This window comes from Streptomyces sp. NPDC031265 (genome assembly GCF_055570295.1).
This window is the reverse complement of the sequence record NZ_JBVIHM010000044.1, coordinates 19,217-37,138: the sequence shown is the minus strand read 5'-3', so window position 1 is coordinate 37,138 and position 17,922 is coordinate 19,217. Positions and strand designations below refer to the sequence as shown.

At 70.0% G+C, this 17,922-nt stretch carries 10 protein-coding genes and 3 pseudogenes; 11 read left to right on the top strand and 2 right to left on the bottom strand.

Features of this window, described 5'->3' with window-relative positions:
• Positions 1 to 31 precede the first annotated feature (31 nt).
• Positions 32 to 1,432, top strand: coding sequence for a GH1 family beta-glucosidase (locus ACZ499_RS37485; RefSeq protein WP_468681345.1), 1,401 nt, complete (start codon positions 32 to 34; stop codon positions 1,430 to 1,432).
• Complete coding sequence (gene yicI, locus ACZ499_RS37480; protein WP_468681343.1) at positions 1,429 to 3,711, top strand: alpha-xylosidase; 2,283 nt, start codon at positions 1,429 to 1,431, stop codon at positions 3,709 to 3,711. The genes ACZ499_RS37485 and yicI overlap by 4 nt, the downstream gene beginning before the upstream one ends.
• 169 nt (positions 3,712 to 3,880) lie before the next feature.
• Here yicI and ACZ499_RS37475 read toward each other — a convergent pair.
• Positions 3,881 to 5,442 (bottom strand): annotated as a pseudogene (locus ACZ499_RS37475) (MFS transporter); the annotation flags it as partial.
• Between the two features lie 1,445 nt (positions 5,443 to 6,887).
• On the opposite strand from ACZ499_RS37475, the gene ACZ499_RS37470 reads away from it, so the two are divergent.
• The 4 genes and pseudogenes from ACZ499_RS37470 to ACZ499_RS37455 all read left to right on the top strand — a co-directional run bounded on the left by ACZ499_RS37470 (position 6,888) and on the right by ACZ499_RS37455 (position 12,905).
• Positions 6,888 to 8,141 (top strand): MFS transporter, encoded by a 1,254-nt coding sequence (locus tag ACZ499_RS37470; protein ID WP_468681341.1) that lies wholly within the window; start codon positions 6,888 to 6,890, stop codon positions 8,139 to 8,141.
• 1,175 nt (positions 8,142 to 9,316) lie between these two features.
• Positions 9,317 to 10,939 carry a serine/threonine-protein kinase gene (locus ACZ499_RS37465; RefSeq protein ID WP_468681374.1) on the top strand — a complete coding sequence of 541 codons (1,623 nt, stop codon included), beginning with the start codon at positions 9,317 to 9,319 and terminating at the stop codon, positions 10,937 to 10,939.
• A gap of 716 nt (positions 10,940 to 11,655) precedes the next feature.
• A pseudogene (locus tag ACZ499_RS37460) lies at positions 11,656 to 11,856 on the top strand (hypothetical protein); the annotation flags it as partial.
• A gap of 638 nt (positions 11,857 to 12,494) precedes the next feature.
• Positions 12,495 to 12,905: a hypothetical protein gene (locus ACZ499_RS37455; protein WP_468681340.1), complete on the top strand. Its 411-nt coding sequence runs from the start codon at positions 12,495 to 12,497 to the stop codon at positions 12,903 to 12,905.
• 633 nt (positions 12,906 to 13,538) lie between these two features.
• On the opposite strand, the pseudogene ACZ499_RS37450 reads toward ACZ499_RS37455, so the two are convergent.
• Positions 13,539 to 13,897 (bottom strand): annotated as a pseudogene (locus ACZ499_RS37450) (transposase); the annotation flags it as partial.
• On the opposite strand from ACZ499_RS37450, the gene ACZ499_RS37445 reads away from it, so the two are divergent.
• The 5 genes from ACZ499_RS37445 to ACZ499_RS37425 all read left to right on the top strand — a co-directional run bounded on the left by ACZ499_RS37445 (position 13,887) and on the right by ACZ499_RS37425 (position 17,854).
• Positions 13,887 to 14,174 carry a hypothetical protein gene (locus tag ACZ499_RS37445; RefSeq protein ID WP_468681376.1) on the top strand — a complete coding sequence of 96 codons (288 nt, stop codon included), beginning with the start codon at positions 13,887 to 13,889 and terminating at the stop codon, positions 14,172 to 14,174. The pseudogene ACZ499_RS37450 and the gene ACZ499_RS37445 overlap by 11 nt on opposite strands.
• Positions 14,175 to 14,318: 144 nt before the next feature.
• Positions 14,319 to 14,528 carry a hypothetical protein gene (locus ACZ499_RS37440; protein ID WP_468681338.1) on the top strand — a complete coding sequence of 70 codons (210 nt, stop codon included), beginning with the start codon at positions 14,319 to 14,321 and terminating at the stop codon, positions 14,526 to 14,528.
• Between the two features lie 301 nt (positions 14,529 to 14,829).
• On the top strand, positions 14,830 to 15,180 hold the full coding sequence (locus tag ACZ499_RS37435; protein WP_468681336.1) for a hypothetical protein: 351 nt from the start codon (positions 14,830 to 14,832) through the stop codon (positions 15,178 to 15,180).
• 639 nt (positions 15,181 to 15,819) lie between these two features.
• Positions 15,820 to 15,966, top strand: coding sequence for a hypothetical protein (locus tag ACZ499_RS37430; RefSeq protein WP_468681334.1), 147 nt, complete (start codon positions 15,820 to 15,822; stop codon positions 15,964 to 15,966).
• Between the two features lie 403 nt (positions 15,967 to 16,369).
• Positions 16,370 to 17,854, top strand: a complete 1,485-nt coding sequence (locus ACZ499_RS37425) for a UDP-N-acetylmuramoyl-L-alanyl-D-glutamate--2,6-diaminopimelate ligase (protein WP_468681372.1) — start codon at positions 16,370 to 16,372, stop codon at positions 17,852 to 17,854.
• Positions 17,855 to 17,922 lie beyond the last annotated feature (68 nt).

Here is a 17,922-nt window from a genome sequence, read left to right as displayed (position 1 = left end):
GATCCCCGAAAGACCCGTGAGGTACCGCCGAATGAGCATCCCAGCCTTCCCGGACCTGCCCCGCGACTTCCGTTTCGGCGCCGCCACCGCCGCGTACCAGATCGAGGGCGGCCACGACGCGGACGGCCGCGGCCCGTCCATCTGGGACACCTACAGCCACACCCCGGGCCGTACCCTCGGCCGCGCCACCGGTGACACCGCCTGCGACCACTATCACCGCTACCCCGAGGACGTCGCCCTGCTCCGGGACCTCGGCGTCGACGGCTACCGCTTCTCCATCGCCTGGCCGCGCCTCCTGCCGCAGGGAACCGGCCCGGTCAACCCGAAGGGCCTGGACTTCTACGACCGGCTGATCGACGAACTGCTCGCCGCCGGGATCGCCCCCGCCGTCACCCTGTACCACTGGGACCTGCCGCAGGCCCTGGAGGACCGGGGCGGCTGGCGCGTGCGGGGGAGCGCCGAGGCGTTCGCCGAGTACGCGGCAGTCGCCGCCGAGCGCTATGGGGACAGGGTCGAGCGCTGGATCACCCTCAACGAGCCGTTCTGCTCTGCCTTCGTGGGCTACGCCGAGGGCCGGCACGCCCCCGGTGCCCAGGAGGGCCGCGGGGCGCTGGCGGCCGCCCACCACCTGCTGGTCGGCCACGGCCTCGCGGTCCGGGAGCTGCGCGCGGCCGGCGCCCGCGAGGTCGGCATCACCCTCAACCTCGACCGCCTGCACGCCGTCTCCGACCGCCCCGAGGACCTGGCAGCCCTGCGCCGGGCCGAGGTTCTGCACAACGAGGTCTGGACCGGGCCCCTGTTCGCCGGGCGCTACCCCGAGCACGAGGCCGAGACCTGGGAGGGGCTGGCCGACGGCCCCTGGCGGCGGCCGGGGGACCTGGAACTGATCGGCGGGTCGCTGGACTTCGTCGGAATCAACTTCTACCGGCCGATCACCATCGCGGCTGCCCCGCACCGCGAGGACGACCCCGGCCTGCGCACCGCCATGGACATCGGCGTCGCCGAGCCGAACCCGTACGGTACCCGGCTCACCACCATGGGCTGGCCCGTCGTCCCGTCCGCGTTCACCGAACTGCTCTGCGACCTCCACTCCCGCTACCCCCGGCTCCCGCCGCTCTGGATCACCGAGAACGGCTCCGCCGAGGCCGACAGCGTCGCCCCCGACGGCCGCGTCCACGACGCGGAACGGATCGACTACCTGGCCGGCCACCTCGCCGCCGTCGCCGACGCCGTCGCGGCCGGGGTCGACGTACGCGGCTACTACGTGTGGTCCCTGCTGGACAACTTCGAATGGGCCCGCGGCTACGAGCAGCGCTTCGGCCTGGTCCACGTCGACTACGACACCCTGACCCGAACCCCCAAGGACAGCTACCGCTGGTACCGGGGCCTGATCACCGCGCACCGCGCGCGGACGGAGGAACCTGCCCGATGAAGTTCACCGACGGCTACTGGCTGATGCGCCCGGGTGTCACCGCGCGCTACGCCACCGAGGTCGCTGACGTCCGGACCGACGAGGACCGGATGACCCTCTACGCGCCCGTGAAGCACGTGCGTGGCCGCGGTGACACGCTCAACAGCCCCCTGCTGACCATCGAGTGCTGGTCCCCGGCCGAGGGCGTGATCGGGGTGCGCACCACCCACCACGCCGGCTCGCTGCGGCGCGGGCCGGAGTTCGCGCTGCCCGGTTCCGAACAGGGCACCGGGAAGGTGCGCCGGGACGGCGACGTGGTGGAGCTCTGCGCCGGCGAACTGAGGCTGCGAGTGAACACCGCCAAGCCGTGGCAGCTGGAGTTCAGCGCCGACGGGCGGGTGCTGACCTCCGTGGGCGAGCGCGGCACCGGCTTCGCCACCGACGGCGACGGCCGCCACCACATGCTCGGACAACTCTCCCTGGGCGTCGGCGAGCTGGTCTACGGTCTGGGAGAGCGTTTCACCCCGTTCATCCGGAACGGGCAGGTGGTGGACATCTGGCAGGCGGACGGCGGCACCAGCAGCGAACAGGCCTACAAGAACGTCCCGTTCCACCTGACCAACCGGGGCTACGGTGTCTTCGTCAACCACCCCGGCAGGGTCAGTTACGAGATCGGCTCGGAGTCCGTCGGCCAAGTGCAGTTCAGCGTCGAGGACCAGTCGCTGGAGTACTTCGTCGTCCACGGACCGACCCCCAAGCGGATCCTGGAGCGCTACACCGCGCTCACCGGCCGCCCCGCGCTGCCGCCGGCGTGGGCGCTGGGCCTGTGGCTGACCACCTCATTCACCACCGAGTACGACGAGGCCACCGTCACCCGTTTCGTCGGCGGCATGGCCGAGCGCGGCATCCCGCTGAGCGTCTTCCACTTCGACTGCTTCTGGATGCGCGAGTACCAGTGGTGCGACTTCGTGTGGGATCCGGCGGCCTTCCCGGACCCAGCCGGCATGCTGGCCCGGCTCAAGCAGCAGGGCCTGCGCATCTCCGCCTGGATCAACCCCTACATCGCGCAGAAGTCGGAGCTGTTCGCCGAGGGCATGCGCGAGGGCCACCTGGTGCGTCGCCCGGACGGCAGCGTCTGGCAGTGGGACCTGTGGCAGCCGGGCATGGCCCTGGTGGACTTCACCAACCCCGCCGCCCGCGACTGGTACACCGGCAAGCTGCGCACCCTGCTGGCCATCGGCGTGGACTGCTTCAAGACCGACTTCGGCGAGCGCATCCCCACCGACGTGGTCTGGCACGACGGCTCTGACCCGGAGCGGATGCACAACTACTACACCCACCTGTACAACCAGGCGGTGTTCGAGCTGCTCCGCGAAGAGCGCGGGGAAGGGGAGGCGCTGCTGTTCGCCCGTTCCGCCACCGCGGGTGGCCAGCAGTACCCGGTGCACTGGGGCGGCGACTGCGAGTCACACTTCAACGCCATGGCGGAGTCGCTGCGCGGCGGACTTTCTCTCGGCCTGTCCGGCTTCGGCTTCTGGAGCCACGACATCGGCGGCTTCGAGGGCACTCCGGACCCCGCCGTCTTCAAGCGCTGGACGCAGTTCGGCCTGCTCTCCTCGCACAGCCGACTGCACGGCAGCAAGTCCTACCGAGTCCCGTGGGACTACGGCGAGGAGGCCGTCGAGGTCACCCGCGAGTTCACGCTGCTCAAGCACCGCCTGGCCCCCTACCTCCAGCACGCGGCCCAGCAGGCGCACGCCACCGGCCTCCCGGTGATGCGCGCGATGGTGCTGGAGTTCCCGGACGACCCGGCCGCCGCCACGCTCGACCGGCAGTACCTGCTCGGCGACGACCTGCTCGTCGCCCCGGTCTTCACCGAGGACGGCACGGTCGAGTACTACGTGCCCGAGGGGACATGGACCAACATCCTGACCGGCGACCAGGTCACCGGCCCGCGCTGGGTCCGTGAACGGCACGGCTTCCACACCCTGCCGCTCCTCGCCCGCCCCGACTCCGTCATCCCGCTCGGGGCGGACGACCAGCACCCGGTCTCCGCCTGGGCCGACGGAGTCGAGCTGCGCGTCCACGCCTTCGCCGACGGCGCCGAGCGCACCGTCGTGATCCCGCGCACCGAGGGCCCTGGTGAGGCTGCCCGCTTCCAGCTGCGCCGCACGGGCGACCGCCTCCGGGTGACCACCGACTGCCCGCATCCCTGGCAGCTGCGGATCGGCGGCCCGGACGGCGCCCTGCACGTCAACCCCGCCGGCACCGGTGAGGCCGACGTTCCCTACCCGGCCTGAGTCCGACACCCCGACGCGAGGTCCCCCGCTCCACGCCCGGAAGCGCCCCTGCAGAGCCGGACCCAGCGGGTGCCTCTCGCGTGCCGGCCGCACATCTCACCCCCAGGAGTCGTCGAGGCGAGCCCAATCGAAGTGGTTCGATACTCCAACCCGAGGCACGGCCTCCTTAATTCGAGGATGAGCAGGTCGCGCCGAGAGTGGCCTTGGGGTGGGCTACGGCCGCGCCGGCCGCGCCGGCGACGCGGCCGTGGAAGGTGCCAGTACCTCGGCGGCCCGTTCGAGTGCCGCGTCCTCTTCGCTGCTGGCCCGGAGCTGCGGCTGGGCGGCGGGACGGCCCTTGGGCAGGAAGACGGCGAACGCCAGCCCACCGGCCACCGCGGCCGTCGCGATCAGGAAGGAGACGCGGAAGCCGTGCATGGTCGGGAGCGCGACGGAACCGAAGTTCTGCGACGTGTTGGCGAGGACCATGCCGATGACGGCGCTCGACACCGATGTACCGATCGAGCGCATCAGGGTGTTGAGGCCGTTGGCCGCGCCCGTCTCGGACGGGTCGACCGCGCCGATGATGAGCGCGGGGAGCGAGGAGTAGGCGAGCCCGATGCCCGCGCCGACGACGACCGAGATGACGATGGTCTGCCAGGCCGCGCTCATCAGGCCGAGACCCGCCCCGTATCCGATCGCGATGATCAGCATGCCGAGGATGAGGGTGGTCTTGGGGCCGTACTTGGCCGAGAGGCGGGCGTAGACCGGGGCGGTCAGCATCATCGTCAGGCCGAGCGGGGCCACGCACAGACCGGCTACGACCATCGACTGGCCGAGGCCGTACCCGGTGGCGGAGGGCAGCTGGAGCAGTTGCGGGAGCACGAGTGAGATGGCGTAGAAGGCGACGCCGACCATCATGGAGGCGAGGTTGGTGAGCAGCACCTCGCGCCGGGCGGTGGTGCGCAGGTTCACCAGCGGCGCCTTGACGCGCAGCTCCATCACGCCCCACAGGACGAGGACGAGGACCGCCGAGCCGAGCAGGCCGAGCGTGGTGGTCGATCCCCAGCCCCAGTCGCTGCCCTTGGTGATCGGGAGCAGCAGCAGGATCAGACCCAGGGAGAGGCCGAGCGCGCCGAGCACGTCGAAGGTGCCCTCCGCTTTGACCTTGCTCTCCGGTACGAACAGGAGGGTGAGCAGGATGGCCACTACGCCGAGGCCCGCGGAGCCGAAGAACAGGGTGTGCCAGTTCATGTGCTGGGCGACCAGGGCCGCGACCGGCAGTGCGAGTCCACCGCCGACGCCTATGGAGGAGCTCATCAGGGCCATCGCCGAGCCGAGCTTCTCGCGGGGCAGCTCATCGCGCATCAAGCCGATGCCGAGCGGGATGGCGCCCATGGCGAAGCCCTGAAGGGCCCGGCCGACGATCATCACGAGGAGTTCGCTGGTGAAGCCGGCGATCAGCGAGCCGACCACCATGATGGCGAGGCTGGACAGGAGCATGCGGCGCTTGCCGTACAGGTCGCCGAGTCGGCCCATGATCGGGGTGGCCACGGCGCCGGCGAGCAGCGTCGAGGTCATGACCCAGGTGGCGTTGGAGGGTGAGGTGCTGAGCAGCTCGGGCAGGTCCTTGATGACCGGCACGAGCAGCGTCTGCATCACCGCGACCGTGATGCCGGCGAAGGCGAGTACGGGGACGACACCGCGTATGCCGCGCGGTGCGGCCTCCTGGTCGGTCGTCGGCTGGGACATTACGGGGCCTCCGGAGGCGGGAAGAGGTCGACGGCTGCACCTGGGCTGGGTACGTGTGACTCAAACCTGTTTCCCCAGGCGACTATTCCGATGGGCACCGGTGAATTCCGTAGGAGCACGAATCTTGACCTGGATGGGTAACGCTTGACCTTTTCATTGCCCTGTCTGCTGGGCGGGATCCGGCCCGTGGGGCGCGGGGGAGGGGGCGGTTGCTGCGGCGGGCTGCCCAGCAGTGATTCGGGCAGACAGGCGGGCCGCGTCTCCAGCTGCCAGCCGTGGGACAGGAAAGCGAGCGCGGTGAGGGGCCACCATCCCTACGGGAAGCAGGGCTCTGGGAGGGGGTGAGGCCGACGGTCTCGTGGTGGTTCACGAGCCGTTCGCGCAGCGCCTGTTCGGAAGCAGGCTGGTACGCGGTCCACTCCTTCCCGAAGTGGTCCACCTGTTTGTTCCGGATGTGGAACGGGGCGGTGACCATCAGCTCCTCGGCCGTCGGAAGGGCCGGCCCGCGGTGCAGCGCCGCGGTCCGCACCGTCCCGTCGGCGATGGCCCACGTCCAGGCCGAGCTGCTCCAGCTTGGTGCACACGATGTCGAGGGCGGACACCGAACCGTGGCGCACTCGGAGGAGGCGGAGGAAAACCCCAGCGCCAGCTCCGAGCCGAGGGCGCGGTGGCGCAGGTGCAGCCAGGCTCGGATACCCTTTGGGCCGTTGTCGCGGCCGTGCGCGATGCGTCCTGTGCCGCGGCCTGATGCGGGGGCGGCGCACCAGCGGCTCAGCGGAGTGCGGGACGTACCGAGTTGGACGAGCTCCGCGTTGGAGATGTCACGCTGGCCCGGCGCGCGAGTGGGGATGGGGCCGGGGCCGGCGGGCCGCACGCGTGGCCCTCTGCGAAGCCTGGACGCTGGTTCGTCTGTGGCCACCCCCGAGCAGACCAGGGAGGCGCCGTGTCTGCGGTGCTGGTGGCCCCGGTACCGGCCCCATCCGTCGGGACTCTAAAGGCCGGTTCTGACAATCGGGCCCGGGACCCTGGAGGCATCAAGTCATTCTCCGAGCCACAGAGCGTCATTCCTCTCCGCGGCGCCCCAGGTTCCGAATTGCCCGGACGGCGCGGGGCCCCGACAGGGCACCCAGGGAGGGACAGGCCCGCGCGCCGCGGTCTCCAGGACCGGCTGTAGCACCGGTCCTTCGCCCGGCGCGCCGCCGACTGAATAGCGGGGGCGCGGCCGACCGCACCCGCCGCCCGCTAGCATCGCCTCGCATGGTGATGCGGGGGTGGTGGCGGACGGGTGCCGCAGTGGTGGCGGTGCTGGCGGCAGTCTGCGCCTCGGGCCCAGGGGGGCTGTCGGCCAACTGTGTTCAATCGCGCTCCACACGGTGTCCGGCTCCACTAGGGTGCTCGCTGCGCGGAGCACCAGGGAGATCATGAAGGCTGCCCCGGAGTCACCGATGGTCATCAGCACGCCGTTGAAGGTCGCGGCTTTCCGACGGTTCGTGTCAGCCAATCTGATTTCGGCTACGGGATCTGCGATGGCCCCCGTCGCACTGGCATACTCCGTCATCGGGCAGGGCGGAGGGGCTGGGTCTCTCGGCCTCGTGCTTGCCACGACCATGGTCCCCACGATCGTGTTCCTCCTGGTGGGAGGGCTCTTCGCGGACCGCCTGTCCCGAAGCCGGCTGCTGGGCCTCGGCAATCTGCTGGCGGCGGGCGCGCAGGGTGTGCTGGCCGTCATTGTGGCAGCCGGGCATGCGACGACGGTGTCGATCGCAGCATGCGGCTTCGTCTCGGGAACCGCGGCGTCGTTCATCGTGCCGGCCACGCAGGGTGCCGTTGCGCAGATCGTTCCAGCGGAACACCTGCAGCAGGCCAACGCGTTGCTCAGGCTGCCGACCAATGCGGTCAAGGTGCTGGGTCCGGTCATCGGCGGGTTCGTCGTCGCTGCCAGTGGTGCGGCGTGGGCCCTGGCTTGGGACGCGTTCACGTTCGCCGCTGCGGCCGTCCTGCTTCTCGGTCTGCGCCTGGATGCCCCGCTCACCACAACCGACAGCGCCCTGGCCGACCTGCGGGCGGGCTGGACGAGCTTTTGGTCGCGTACCTGGTTGTGGACCTATACGGCCGCCGGCACGGTCCTCGTCGCGGCGTGGCTGGCGGGCTTCCAGCTCCTCGGCCCCCTCGTCGCCGCACGGCAGTACGCCGGGGCACGCGACTGGGGCCTCATCCAGGCGGCCTTCGCCTTCGGCCTGCTGGCGGGAACCCTCATATGCCTGCGCTGGAAACCCTACCGACTGCTCACCGTCGCGGTCGCCACAAGCGGGCCCCTCGCGCTCCCCTTGGCCGCCATGGCCTGCAGCGCGCCGCTGACGCTCGTCCTGGTGACTGCTTTGCTGGCAGGGGTAGGGCTCGATGTCGCGATCGTTGCCTGGACTACCGCCTTTCAACAGCATGTGCCCCAGTCGGAACAGGGCCGTATGAGCGCGTTCAACGGTGTCGGGGAGCGCCTCGCCATCCCTCTCGGCTACCTCATCACCGCCCTTGCGGCGCACTCGTGGAACAGCCAGGCAGTGCTCCTGGCATGCGCCGCGCTGATCGCTGCTGCGGTCATCCTCAACCTCTGCGTTCCGGACGTATACCGCATCAACCGCCTCACACCGGACCATCAGTCGAGGGCGGCGGTAGACCATCGCGAGGCAGAGCAGGCGTAACGGCCACGACCCTGCCCGGGCCCTGACGTGCCAGGCACTCCCGCCCACCGGTAGAAGGCGTCGACACCCGCCGCCCCTGGGTACTCCCGTGTCAGGGCCCCGCCCCGCTGTCAGCGGGCACCCTCCCGACAGAGGCTGTCGGCCCGGCGCCGTCCCCCAGGAGCTGGGACGCGCACCGTGGCGATCCGACGGGGCAAGCCCGGCTCGGATTTCGCGATCGTCGGACGCCTCTCAGCGTGGCGATGAAGCGGGGTGACGGCAACACTCCCGTTGTACACGGGACGAGGTGGTATCTGGGGCCGGGCTGTCGCTGCTGTCGCTTCGTGGGCGACGACACGCTGAACACGAGCGAGTCGTAGAGGCGTTGTTCGCTCAGAAGGCCTCGACGTGAGGCCGTACTGAAGGTAGCTCCCACAGTTCCAAAGATCCGCTGATCAGGTCCGCGAGGAATTGAAACGCGCCCCCGGTGTAGTGCCACCAGTCGCCATTGCGTGAGGCCACGGTGACAGTCCACTCGCCGGGACCAGCCCCTGAGGTGTGTGAACGCTCCCGGCGACCGTCCGCCATGAGGTGGACCCCACTCCGTGCAGGACACCAGGGCGTGTTTCGAAAGTAGCGTCGTCCGCCCGAAGGGCGGGCCCGGCGGCGTCTGGTGCGTGCGATCGCAAGGCGGAGGGTCGCCCCGATACTGGTTGTATCGGGGTGATCCCGACAACGCGGCGAGCGTGCGTGCCAGACGCCGCCGGGCAGACGGGACTTTCGAAACACGCCCTAGCTCCAGTACCTCCAGGAACCCTTGGGTCGCACCGCTTCGGGCCATGCCCTGCCGAACCGCCTCCCGCATTGCGGGCAGCAGGGGGCCGCAGTCGCAATGGCTCCGGCGGGCTGGCTCCTGGTCGAACGGGCGGGCTCGCGGGGGGAACGGCATGAGTCTCATGATCTTGCGTCAGACAACTGGATGATCATGACTGTTGGAAGGTGCACCTGCGCGCCGAGGGGCGGGCCGTGTGAACCCGCCCGCACGTGGACCCCTACGCTGGTGCCCGACACGTGGCGGATCTTGGAACAGTGCGACGAACGGAGCGTGACAGGTGACGGGGGCGAACGGCGCGGAGCTGGTCGGAGAGGTTCTGGGCGGGCGATACCGCGTGACCGCGACAATCGGGCGCGGTGGCATGGGTGTGGTCGCCCGGGCGGTGGACCAGCTGCTGAACCGCGAGGTCGCCGTCAAGGTCCTGCGGGCCTACACCGACGCTTCCCCGGTCGAACTGGCCGATCTGCGGGTCCGGATGCAGCGGGAGGCGCAGGCCGCCGCCCGTATCCGGCACAGCGGTGTGGTCACGGTGCACGACGTGGTCGAGGAGCAGGGGCTGCCGGTCATCGTCATGGAGCTGGTCGACGGGCCCTCCCTCGACGACGTGCTGGCGGAGCGCGGCCCGCTGGACCCGCGCGAAGCGGCCGCGATCGGCGCCAAGCTGATGGACGCGCTCGACGCGGCACACCGGGCCGGGGTCCTCCACCGGGATGTCAAGCCCGGCAACGTACTGCTTGAGCGCAGCGGCCGGGTCGTGCTCACCGACTTCGGCATCGCCACCATGGAGACCTCCGGCGATGAGGCCCTGGCCAAGCTGACCCAGAGCGGTCAGATCGTCGGCTCCCTCGACTATCTGCCGCCGGAGCGCGCACAGGGCCGGGAACCGGGTGCCGCGTCGGACATCTGGGCGCTCGGCATGACGCTGTACGCGGCGGTGGAGGGCTCTTCGCCCTTCCGCCGTACGTCGGTGTGGTCCACGCTGGCGGCGATCGTCGGTGAACCACTGCCGGAGCCCCGGCGAGCCGGACCGCTCACCACGGTGCTGCAGGCGCTGATGGCCAAGGACCCGATGCAGCGGCCCGACGCCGGGCAGGCGCGCGAGATGCTGGAGGCGGTCGCCGGGGGTAGGACGGTGGACCTCGCGCCGGCACCGGCCCTCCAGCCCGTCACTCCGTCGGCCTTCGGTCCCGCCGCCGCGCCGTTCTCCCAGCCCACCCCTCAGACCGTCGCCTCCTACACACCGACCGGCGCCTACGGCGCCCCTCCGCAGTCGGGCATGGCGCCTGGCACGCCCGCCGGTCACGACAGCCGTTCCGAGACCCGTGCCACGACCGTCCGCACGCGCCGCCGCCGCACCCGTACCGTCGTCGCGGTGGCGGCCGCCACCGTCGTCACCTGCGGCGGAGTCGCCTGCGCTCTAGTGGACATGCAGGGCGACGCGGGCGGCGGGTCGAACCCGGCGCTTTCCACGGCGAGTACCCCCGCCGACGGTGACATGTCCGACACGGGTGGCACGACCGACGGCCCGACCTCCCCGGGAGACCTGACGCGCATCAACCCCAGCGAGACGCCGTCCAGCACCCCCGCGAAGAAGGACGGGGACCGAGAGGCAGGTCCCACACCGAAGCCCGGCAAGGACGGAGGCGAGTCGGCCGCCGACCCGTCCGAATCGCGGAAGGCAACGCCCAGTTCCAAGGTGAAGGAGCCCGTCCCGGTGTCGACGGCATGCACCGGCTGGGCCCACTCGAACCGCAGCGACGGCTACGGTTACGTGGCCCAGAACACCCACCTCTACACCGGGCCGTACGCGGCGTGCTCCTATGTGACGGCGGTCAAGTCCGGAGTGAAGGTCTACTACCACTGCTACGCCGCCAATGCCCAGGGCAACAAGTGGATCTACGCCCGCATCCAGGGCACGAACACCGAGGGCTGGCTGTTCAGCGACAAATCCACCCTGGAGAGCGGGACACTCGCCCGCTGCTAAGACCGATCCGCGATTCACCAGAGGGTGAGTTGCGGGTCGCGGCCGGGGCGGGTGTCCGGGATTTCCGGCGTGGTCGTACGGGGCGTGTCTCATCCGGGGTTGCTCGGGGCGCTGTCCGGCGGATTTCGGCGGGCAGAGGTCTCCCAGCGCGAGCCCGTCCAAGCCCAAGGACGCCTTCGAGGGCCTGACCGCTGACCAGATCAGCGTGGATGTACCTGCGGGAGCGAAATGGCCGTCGGGAGGCTGTGCACGAGCGGTCCGAGGACGAGGCGCGGCACCAGGCGGTGCTGGCGGACGAGCACAGGGCGCACCGGCAGCGGATCGTGCGGACGGCGGAGAGCGTCGGGTTCCGTGCGAACAGCGAGGTGGGTACGAGTGTGGGGCCGCGGTCGTGGATCCAGCCATGGCGCGAGGCGCACGGAGGCGCAGGAGGCGCGCCGGAGTCTGTTTCATCAGGCGCGAGCCTCCCGGCGGCCGGGGCTGGCTGAGGCGTCAGCGACGGCACGCCGGGCCCACCACCGCAGGACAGGCGGTCGGCACGGTAGATCCTCAGGCCTGGCTGGGGGATTCCGGGCGAGGTGTCGGCGGTCGCTGGGCTACTCGGTGGACAGTGGTCCCATCGAAGGACCATCACTCTTGGTGGCAGGTCCTCCACGCGCTCGGACGCATCAGGGATGCATACGCAGAGTTGCCTCGTCGGCCTGCGATTTTCGTGACGGCGCGGAGCCCTGGCCAACGTCGCCTTCACCGACCCCGACCACCTCACCCGCACCCTGCGCCGGGCACTGAGCCAGATCCAGCACCGCCCCGACCTCATCGACGGCTGCCTGGCAGAGACCGGACTGACCATCACCCCAAATCTGACGCTAAAACGAAAAGCTTCAATACCCGTGAACCGGCCGCCCGTGAGGGCATGACGGCCGCATACAAGACACAGGGGCCGGCTCAGGGAGCGACGGCCGTCGGCCGGCCCTCACCCATGTCGCGGGCGCGCCCCGGCCAGGCCCTGTCAGGCCATCGCATGCGGGACGACCCGAAGGGCGCACTTCCCGCGGGCTGCCGACTCCGAGCGCTCCACCGTTCGGGTGACGTGACGTCAATATGCTTGTCAACGATGTGGTGCAAATGGGTTACTGTACGCATCCGAACAGGTGGGCCGCCCGTCCCTCCACGGGAGAGTGGCAGCTGGCCCACTGTCGGCCCAGGGACAGCGTTCCAGGCCGGGATTCGGCTGCCGTCCTGACCGTTTTCCTGAATGCCCGCAGAGGCAGCGGTTTCGGGTCGGCGTGTTCCCTCACCCCTGTTTCGATCGGCCTGAGCGGGAGGGCCGTCCGCGTTCTCGGCGACAGAGCGCTGGCCCCTTCCCAGGCCCATAGGCCGATGTGGCCACGTCGGCTGATCGGGCTCCCGGGCGGCTGTGAGCCGCCGACTCCAGGCCCCGGCAAGGAAATCCACAGCAGCGCCCACTGATCGCTGACGAGCGTCGGTGAAGCACGGGCCGCCGAGGACAGACCGTTCCCACGCACATCCAGTCCGTCTGAGCAGGAGGCACATCATGCCTTTCATCCAGCAGAGCACATCGGGCCCAGTGACAGGCTCCACCGAGCACTTCATCCCCATCACGGTCACCGGCTCGCAAACCGCCACGCTGCTGCCCGGTGAAACCGCAGACGTCACCCTCACCTTCACCAACCCGAACAGCAACGTAAGGGCCCAACTGACCTCCATTGCCGCCGGCGATGTCGTTATCGACACCGTTGCGAACGCCGACGACATGACGTACTGCCACGATCAGATCGAACTGTCCGCAGTCGGCGTGGGCCCCCTGCCCACGCTTGACCTCAGCCAGGCCAACCTGCCATTCGTGCTGCCTGCCGCTGTGAAGTTGAAGGAAGACTCCGACATCCGCTGCCAAGGGATGACGTTTCACACCACGTGGACGGTCCAGGCCCAGGCCGTCCGCTGAGCGCGGTCCTCATCACCTACGCCATCGAATGAGCCGCACGATGGACCGCGTCCCGGCGCGAACCGAAGGTCTGGCGCACGGAGTCACTCCCAGTAACCAGCGACAGGCCTGTTGATCGTCCTCAGGAGATACGTGCCTGAGCCCGGTTCAACCGCCGCCGAAAGGGGTGCGGGAGGCCCCACAGACGCCACTGGCAAGGACCAGCCGTGGTCCGCAACGCGCTGCTGGAGACCGCCGTCGCGCTGCGCGGGCGGCTGCGTTCACGGCACCAGATCGCCGCCGCGCTCATGTCGGAAGTCGCTTTCGCCGACGGTTCCACCGACCGCTCGCTCACCCGTAATTCCTTCGCGATCACCGAGGTCTTCTCACCCCGCGCGAACCGCTCGCCGGCCTCCCGCCCACGCGTACTCGGAAAGCACCGTCAGCCCGGCGGCCAACTCCGGCAAGTGCTTCACCGGCCATGGCAACGGTACGTCCAACGGCACCGTGATCACACTGTGGAACTGCGCCTCTCCTGTGCCCGCCACCCAGAACTGGGGAATCCGGTACTCCTGATTTCCCCGGGGGTGACGCTCTCCGGTCGCGTCCACAACAGAGCCGGGGGAGCGGCGACCGTGACGGGACCCGGGCGCGAACTGACACCGTGGCGATCACAGCGTTGCGATCGCGTTCCAGTCCCCGGGTGAAGGCGTGCAGATGCGGCAGATCGGCTGTGCGGACCTGGGTGATCCACTGCTCGACGCGCTTCGGTGTTTTCCTGGTGAGTTTTCAGGAGCTGGGCGAAGGCCCGGATGTGGGCGGCAAGTTGGGGCATCTCGGTGCGGGCGGCGGTGAGCTTGGCCAGGAGGTCGTGATTGCCCGGCTTTGAGGTTGTCGGGCCGGGTGAGAAGTATCCGGGCGGGCCGGCGCGGGGAGATGTGGCTGCGGTCGGCGTCCGCGCGGCCTTGGTTGATGTATTTGCGCAGGAGGCTGAGACAGCCCGTGAAGCCGAGGATCTGGTCGTTCACAGTCCTGTGCCACGAGGTGCTCCCGGTTGTCGCCTTTGTGGCGAGCCCGCCGCAGGCTGGTGCGCCCTTGCCGGACTTCACACCCCCGCCGGCGTGGGCGGCCGCGTTTGAGATGGGCGGCTTCCGGCTGCTGGACGTCGATGAACTGAGCATGCCGCTGGCCTCGGCTGACACCAGTGAGCTCGCCGGAGAAGAGCTGGAACAGGTGGGCTACTGGCGCCCGAGCACGGTCGGCGAGCTGATGTTCAACTGGTGGGACTGAGACCGGGCATTTGCCAGGGGGCTTGTCGGTGGGGTTTTGAGGCGCTTGATTCGGGCCGTAGCTGGGGCCGTTCATGATGACCTAGCGGTTGGTGTTCATCCGCCGGCCCCGGAGTGACTCCGCGGCGACCGCGCTCTGATCGCGGTGTCGGCCAAGCCGAACCGGTCCAAGGCTGACCAGGACCCGTCGACGGGGCTGCCGTCGGCCGTGGATTGCCGGTGCCGGTACGTCGTGGACTGGGCGGTCGACTCGATCCGCTGGGGACTGAGTATCGACCCGGCCGAACAAGCCGCTCTGAGTGAGACGCTGACGCGCTGTCCCGACGAGCCGATCAGCATCTCCCGCGCCCGCTGACCTCCCTGCCGCCCACCCCTCTGCCAGGTCCACCGCGTGGGTCGGCTCGATGGCCTCGCCCTGCCCGGGCGGGGCAGGTTGGGCACCGGCTGTCAGTGGGCTGGACATCAGGGATGTCACTGCGGAAGCGGTAGCACGGAGGGACGTCGGCACCGGTTCGAAGCCTTGGCTCGGGCCGGCTGACTCCGTCCGCGACCAGGCCACGCCGTCAATCGGGAACGCTCGCCCTCGCACTGCCGTCTCTCCCCCCGGATGGTGCGACGAGAGCCGGCCACCGTGGACCGACCGACAGGAGCCCTCCGTGCCCGTGCTGCGCCACCCGTCCCGCGTGACGGCGATCTACCTCGTCCTGGCCGCCGTCTTGCTGGCCAGCGGCGCCTTTGCGGTCCGGCAGGGCCCGGCGGCGGGCCTCCTTCCCGAGGCGTCGTGGAGCGGCTGGCGGTCCGAGGATGTGCTGCACTGGTCGGCGTATATCCGCGTCAACACGTGGGCGCACGCTGCCGAGGCGGAGATCCACATGGGCAAGGCCGAGTCGATCACGCTCAAGGCGTACGGCGAGGACGCCCACGGCACCACGAGCATGGACCCCACCGCCTTCACTCTCACCCCCGACGGGAAGCTCACCGGGCGCGTACTCGCTGCCACGGGCTGACACGTGACGAGTGACCGCTCGGCCGCGGGATTCAGTCGAAACCCGGACGCCTTGCCAGCCTGACCTGCCGGGTGCAGGCAACCCCGAAGCCTTGACGAGCCCGAGGTCTTTGATCGGTGCCACCTTCCCGCCCTTCCGCTTCCCCTCGCCGGCCCCTGCCCCGGATCCGTTCCCGGCGGCCGGGAGGCCCGATCCGTCGCCGTCCGCGCCCACCCCCGCCGAGGGCGCATGCACCACCCCGTCATCGCCGCCGCCCACAGCCTTGGCGAGTCCGTGGACCGCGAGTGCGAGGACGCGGTAGTCGCCGGGCAGGGCGGCCTCGTCGGGGGTCTCGCTGCGGTGCGGGACCAACAGCACCGGCCGCCCCGCCACCCGGGCTGGAGCCGGGGCGGCGGCCGCGGCGGCCCCGGTCCTGCTCGGCCGGCCGGACCAGGGCCCCGCTCGGCGATCACCGGTTCCTCCCGCTCGGCCCGCACTTCCTGCAGCTGCTTGGCCAGCTCCTAGGCGAGCGCGTCCAGTTCGCTGCGGCGAACCGGGATCCGCTCCGGCGACGGAGATCAGTGCGGTCGGCATCGACCCGGCCTTCCGCGGGCAGGGCTTGGCCGCCCGTCTGGTCCTGGCGGTGGTTCCCCGGCGTCCGTGCCCGCCACGAGAGGCTGGCCCTTCCTGCACACCTCCGCGCGCAACACCGACGCCATCCGGCTGTACGAGTCGCCGGGCAACCGGCTGCGCCACCGCACGGCGTTCCTCGCGGCGTCGGTGCCGGAGACAGCGCGACAGCAGTAACGCAGATGTGCGAACGAGCGGCGGGCGATCGCCCCCGTGGCTGGACGTACACTCCACACATGGGTCGCACATGCGCAGTGAGGGAGTGCCTGTTCCGGGCCGCTCATGCCCTGGGCCCGTCCGCCGCGTGCGGGACGGCCGTCGACCCGGTGAACGCGCCGGCGATCTACTGTCGCGCGTTGCACGGCCACGGCTAGCGATTCCGGGCATTCTCGGCATTTCCCAGATCATTCCGCCCCTGCAGGCGGACCATTCTCTGCGCGACCACCCCTCCCCGCCTCTGTAACCGCACGGCGACGGTCCTCGCCACGATTTCCTGCTTTGTCATCCTTTGGTGCCCTGGCGCCGCCTGCGCGCCGACCGCCGGACGACCGGCAGCCGGTGCATCTTCGAGAGGACCCTTGTGAAGTTGAGCGAGCTGCTCGCCGGGCACGATCATGAAGTCATCGAGGGCGATCCGGAGACGAGGATCACCGGAGGCACCTGCTTCGACGCCCACCGCGTCGCTCCGGGATCCCTGTTCATCGCGGTACCCGGTCATCGCGAGGGCGGCCCCGAGTCCGTCGGACCGGCTCTGGCACGCGGCGCGGTGGCGATACTCATCGACTCCGCGACGGCGCGACTTCCGGTCGGGACCTGGGCGTCGGCAGCTGGTGTATGCGTCGTAGCCGTCGCGGACACGCGCAAGGCGGCCGCGGTCGTCGCCTCCCGCTACCACGGGGAGCCAGGCCGGCAGATGAAGATGGTGGCTGTCACGGGCACCAACGGGAAGACGTCGGTTTCCTCCATGGTGGAGTCGGTGCTGAGGGTCGCCGAGCACGCCAGGGTGGGGGTCATCGGAACGGGCGGCAGCCGGATCGGCGACGAACTGATCCCGATGCCGAGATCGGTACTGACCACACCGGAGTCGCCGGACTTCCAGTATCTGCTCGGGTGCATGCGCGACCGCGGTGTCGACACCGTGGCACTCGAAGCCACGTCGATGGGCCTGCTGACCCACCGCCTCGACCACTCGTTCATCGACGTAGGGGTGTTCACCAACCTGACGCAGGATCACCTGGACGACCACGGCACCATGGAGAACTACCGGGACGCCAAACTGCGTCTGTTCCAGGGGCTCTGCCGACGTGCGGTGGTCAACGCCGACGACCCGGTCGGAGCCTGCATCCGGGCGATGATGCCCGGCGCGGTCGTCGCGTACGGCATCGACGCGGAGGCGGAGTACCGGGCGACCGACCTCGTCATGGACGCCGTCGGCACCCGCTTCACCCTGCATCACGCCGGCCACGAGTATCCGGCGGCGATCCCCCTGCCTGGACGGTTCGCCGTCTCCAACGCACTGGCCACTGTCGCAGCCTGCCACCTCCTCGGGCACAATCTGGCCGGACTGGTTGCCGCACTCGAGCAGATGCCTCCGATCCCGGGAAGGTTCGAACGCTACGAGACCCCGGACGGTACCTCCGTCATCGTGGACTATGCGCACTCTCCGGACTCACTGGAGAAGGTGCTGACCACCATCCGCGGCTTCGCCTCTGGCCGGGTCGTCACGGTCTTCGGCTGCGGCGGGGACCGGGACGTCACCAAGCGCGCCCGGATGGGGGAGATCGCCGGCACCTACTCCGATCTGTGCGTTCTCACTTCGGACAATCCCCGGAACGAAGACCCCCGGGCGATCATGGATCAGATCGTCCCGGGCCTGCTCGCGAGCGGCACCACTTTCGAGCGGTTCGCCGACCGCCGCCGCGCCATCTCCTTCGCCCTCTCCGCCGCAGGGCACGGCGACGTCATCCTGATCGCGGGCAAAGGCAGCGAGCCCTACCAGATCGTCAACGGGGAACTGCTGCCGTTCAGCGACATGGCGACGGTACGTGAACTCGCCACGCGGTAGGCGTACCGGCCTTCTTGACGCCCGGCGCTGCTTGCAGTGCCGGGCAAGGTCGTTGCGGTTCTGCGAGC

Excerpts from the sequence above, each read along its gene's own strand:
- ACZ499_RS37485 (WP_468681345.1), top strand. The coding sequence starts at position 32 with ATGAGCATCCCAGCCTTCCCGGACCTGCCCCGCGACTTCCGTTTCGGC.
- yicI (WP_468681343.1), top strand. The coding sequence starts at position 1,429 with ATGAAGTTCACCGACGGCTACTGGCTGATGCGCCCGGGTGTCACCGCG.
- ACZ499_RS37470 (WP_468681341.1), top strand. The coding sequence starts at position 6,888 with ATGGTCATCAGCACGCCGTTGAAGGTCGCGGCTTTCCGACGGTTCGTG.
- ACZ499_RS37465 (WP_468681374.1), top strand. The coding sequence starts at position 9,317 with ATGGGTGTGGTCGCCCGGGCGGTGGACCAGCTGCTGAACCGCGAGGTC.
- ACZ499_RS37455 (WP_468681340.1), top strand. The coding sequence starts at position 12,495 with ATGCCTTTCATCCAGCAGAGCACATCGGGCCCAGTGACAGGCTCCACC.